The 4,329-nt window shown below is 73.1% G+C and carries 1 protein-coding gene; it reads left to right on the top strand.

What is annotated here, in order from left to right:
- Nucleotides 1-4,141, top strand: a 4,141-nt coding sequence (locus QH283_RS03190) for an amino acid adenylation domain-containing protein (RefSeq protein WP_280501520.1), incomplete at its 5' end; no start/stop codon positions are given.
- Between the last annotated feature and the right edge of the window lie 188 nt (nt 4,142-4,329).

Here is a 4,329-nt window from a genome sequence, read left to right as displayed (position 1 = left end):
CTTCGGCGACGTGCTCGGCCTCGACCGGGCCGTCGGCGCCGACGACGATTTCTTCGAGCTCCGCGGCAACAGCCTGGTCGCCACCAGGGTGGCCGCCAGGGTCGGGGCCGCGCTGGACACCACCGTCCCGGTGCAGATGATCTTCGAGGCCCCGACGGTGGCCCGGCTGGCCGCCCGGGTGGAATCGCACGCCGATGCCGGGCGGGTGTCGCTCACCGCGCAGCCGCGCCCGCCGCGCATCCCGCTGTCCTACGCCCAGCAGCGGATGTGGTTCCTCAACCGCTTCGAGCCGGACTCGCCCGCCTACAGCATCCCCATCGTCATGCGGCTGCGCGGCGAGCTCGATCTGGACGCGCTGCGCGCGGCGGTCGGCGACGTGGTGACCCGCCACGAGGTGCTGCGCACCGTCTACCCGCACGCAGGCGGCGAGCCCGCCCAGGTGGTGCTGCCCGCGGCCGAGTCCGCGCCACAGCTCCCGGTCGTGCGGATCACCGAATCGCAGGTGCACGAGGCGGTCGCGGAATTCGTCTCGCAGACCTTCGACGTGACCTCCGAGGTCCCGTTCCGGTTGCGGCTGTTCGACCTCGGCGACGGCGACCGGGTGCTGGCCGCGGTCATGCACCACATCACCGGCGACGGCTCGTCGCTGCGGCCGCTGGCCCGCGACGTCATGATCGCCTACACCGCCCGCAGGCAGGGCGAGGCGCCCGCATGGACGCCGCTGCCGGTGCAGTACGCCGACTACGCGATCTGGCAGCACACCGTGCTCGGCGCCGAGGACGATCCAGGTTCGCTGCTGCGCGCCCAGATCGACTTCTGGACGAACGAGCTGGCCGACCTGCCCGCGGTGCTGGAACTGCCCACCGACCGGCCCCGGCCGCCGGTGCAGTCCTATCGCGGCGCGACCATCCCGTTCACCGTCGACGCAGGCCTGCACGCCGACCTGCAGCGGGTGGCCAGGGCACACAACGCCACCCTGTTCATGGTCTTCCACAGCGCGCTGGCGGCGGTGCTGGCCCGGCTGGCTGGCACCGACGACGTGGCCGTCGGCACCCCCTACGCCGGTCGCGGCGAGCCCGAGCTCGACGACCTGATCGGCATGTTCGTCAACACCCTGGTGCTGCGCACCCGGGTGCGGCCCGGCATGAGCTTCGCCGATCTGCTCGGGCACGTGCGCGCGGCGGACCTGGCGGCTTTCGGGCACGCCGATGTGCCGTTCGAACGCCTGGTGCAGGAACTCAACCCGGTGCGCTCGCACGCCCACCACCCGCTGTTCCAGGTGATGCTGGCGTTCCAGAACGTGGCATCGGCCGACTTCGAGCTGCCCGAGCTCTCGGTCTCCGCGGTCGGTGCCGACACCGGCACCTCGCTGTTCGACCTGCAGGTCACCGTCTCGGACCACTACGACGAGACCGGCGCGCCCTCGGGTCTCGACGGCGGGATCAGCTACGCCACCGACCTGTTCGATCCCGACACCGTCACCGCGCTGCTGGACCGCCTGCACCGGCTGCTGCGCGCCGTGGCCGACGACCCGGCGCAGCCGGTGCACGATGTCGACCTGCTCGAGCCGGACGAGCGGCGGGCGGTGCTGACCCGCTGGAACGCCACCCACCACCCGCTCGACCCGGACGAGACGCTGGCCTCGGCCTTCGCCGCCGCCGTGCGCGAGCACGCCGACCGGGTCGCCGTGGTCGCCGAGGGCCGCGCGCTGACCTACGCCGAATTCGCCTCCAGGGTGAACCGGCTGGCCCGCCTGCTCATCGCCCGCGGTGTCGGACCGGAATCGCTGGTGGCGCTGCGGATGCGGCGCGGTCTCGACCAGGTGATCGCCATGTACGCGGTGCACGCCGCCGGTGGCGGTTACGTGCCGGTCGACCCGGACCACCCGGCCGTGCGGGTCGACTACATCCTCGCGACCGCCGAACCGGTGCTCGTCGTGTCGGATCTCGACGAGCTGGACGCGTCCGGCTTCGACGACGCCCCGGTCACCGACCGCGACCGGATCGCCCCGCTGCGCCCGGAGAACGTCGCCTATGTGCTGTTCACCTCCGGCTCCACCGGCAGGCCGAAGGGCGTGTCGGTGCCGCACCGTGCCGTGCTCAACCAGGCGCGCTGGATCATCGGCGCCTACGGCCTCACCGAGACGGACACGGTGCTGTACAAGACGCCCGCCACCTTCGACGTGTCGGTGTGGGAACTGTTCGCCACGCCGCTCGCCGGCGCCCGTATGGTGGTCGCCCGCGCCGACGGGCACGCCGATCCGGCCTACCTGGCCGAGGTCATCGCCGACCACCGGGTCAGCGCGACCTCCTTCGTGCCGTCGATGCTCGCGGCGTTCGCCGACGCCGCCCCCGCCGCGTCGCTGCGCTCGCTGCGGGCGCTGCTGGTCGGCGGCGAGGCGTTCGGCGCCGACGTGGTCGCCGCCGCCGAGCGCGTGGTGCCACCGGGCGCGCTGCACAACCTGTACGGCCCCACCGAATTCACCGTGCACTCCACCGCGCGCGCGGTGCGACCCGGCGAGCAGGGCGCGGTGCCGATGGGCGCCCCGGTGTGGAACGTGCGCGCCTATGTGCTCGATCCCCGGCTGCGGCCGGTGCCGCCCGGGGTGCCCGGCGAGCTGTACCTGGCGGGCGCGCAGGTGACCCGCGGCTACCACGCCCGCCCCGGTCTGACCGCGGAACGTTTCGTCGCAGACCCCTTCGGCACGGGCGAACGGCTCTACCGCACCGGCGATCTGGCGCGCTGGCGGCGCACCGGTGAGCTGGAGTACCTGGGCCGCACCGACTTCCAGGTCAAGCTGCGCGGCCTTCGCATCGAACTCGGCGAGATCGAGGCCGTGCTCGCCGAGCACCCGGCCGTCGCCAGGGCCGTCGCCGCGGTGCACGGCGAAGGGCCCGCGGCCCGCCTGGTCGGCTACCTCGTGCCCGCCGCGGGCGCTGTCGTCGACGTGGACGCGGTGCTCGCGCACGCGGCCACCGAGCTGCCGGAATACATGGTGCCCGGCACCGTCATGGTGCTGGACACCGTGCCCCTCACCGCCTCCGGCAAACTCGACCGCAAGGCACTGCCGGCGCCCGAGCTGGGCTCCACCGAGTTCCGTGAGCCCGCCACCTGGCTGGAGGGTGAGGTCGCCCGCGCCTTCGAGCACGTCCTCGGCGTGGAGCGGGTCGGCGCCGACGACGACTTCTACGCGCTCGGCGGCAACTCGCTGCGCTCGGTGCAGGTGGTCAGCGAGCTGAAAAAGGAGCTGCACTACGAGGTGCCGGTGAGCTGGATGCTGTCCGACCCGCGCCCGGCCGAGCTGGCCAAGCGCATCGAATCGGGCATGCGCTCGGGCGTGGAGGCCCCGACCGGCCCCGGCCTCGGCTTCCAGGTGCTGCTGCCGATCCGCTCCAGGGGCAGCCTGCCGCCGCTGTTCTGCGTGCACCCGGCCTCGGGCCTGTCCTGGTGCTACCGCCCGCTGGACGAGTACCTGGTCTCCGACCGGCCGATCTACGGGCTGCAGGCCCCGCAGCTCGCCGGTGAGCTACCCGGCCCGACGAGCATCGAGGAACTGGCCCGGCGCTACTACGGGGAGATCAAAACGGTGCAGCCGCACGGTCCGTACCACCTGCTCGGCTGGTCGCTCGGCGGTCAGATCGCGCACGCCGTCGCCGCGCAGATGCGTGAGGCGGGCGAGCAGGTCGCGCTGCTGGCGCTGCTGGACTCCGAGGCCGACGGCTTCGACCCGTCCATGGTCAGGACCGTCACCACCGGCGACCTGATCAGCAACCTCGGCCCGGTGCTCGGCATCGACTTCATCGACGCCGACGCCACCGCCGAGGAGGCGGCCGAGGCGATCCGCGCGCACTTCGGCACCGACCTCGGAGTCGACGCCGCGCTGCTCGAGCGGATGACCGACGCCTACAACATGTCGATCAGGGCGGCCTCGGAATGGCAGCCGAGGACGGTGGACGCCGACATGCTGTACTTCACCGCCACCGAGGACCGCAGGCCCGACGCGCAGGGGCACAAGGGCTGGGCCTCGCTGGTGCGCGGGGAGGTCGCCAATGTCGACGTCGACGCCCCCCACCTCGGCATGACCGACCCGGCGGTGCTCGCCAGGATCGCGGGCATCGTCGACGAGTGGATCGGCTGGTGAGCACCGGCACGCGCGGGCGCGGACGTTGAATTCCTGGCGACCGTAACCCGTGTCCGCCCCGGCACTCCCGCTCTGGATCGACCGGACGTGGGGGGGGGGGCGCCACCCCCCCCCACCCCCCCCCCCCACACCCCCGCGCCCCCCCCCCCCCCAACAACCCACCAGCGCGGCGCCGGCGGAGGGAAGAC

The organism is Nocardia farcinica, from assembly GCF_029867845.1.
In the GTDB taxonomy this organism is placed as follows: Bacteria; Actinomycetota; Actinomycetes; order Mycobacteriales; family Mycobacteriaceae; genus Nocardia; species Nocardia farcinica_A.
The sequence above is the reverse complement of the archived record's forward strand: the minus strand, read 5'-3'. Positions and strand labels throughout refer to the sequence as shown.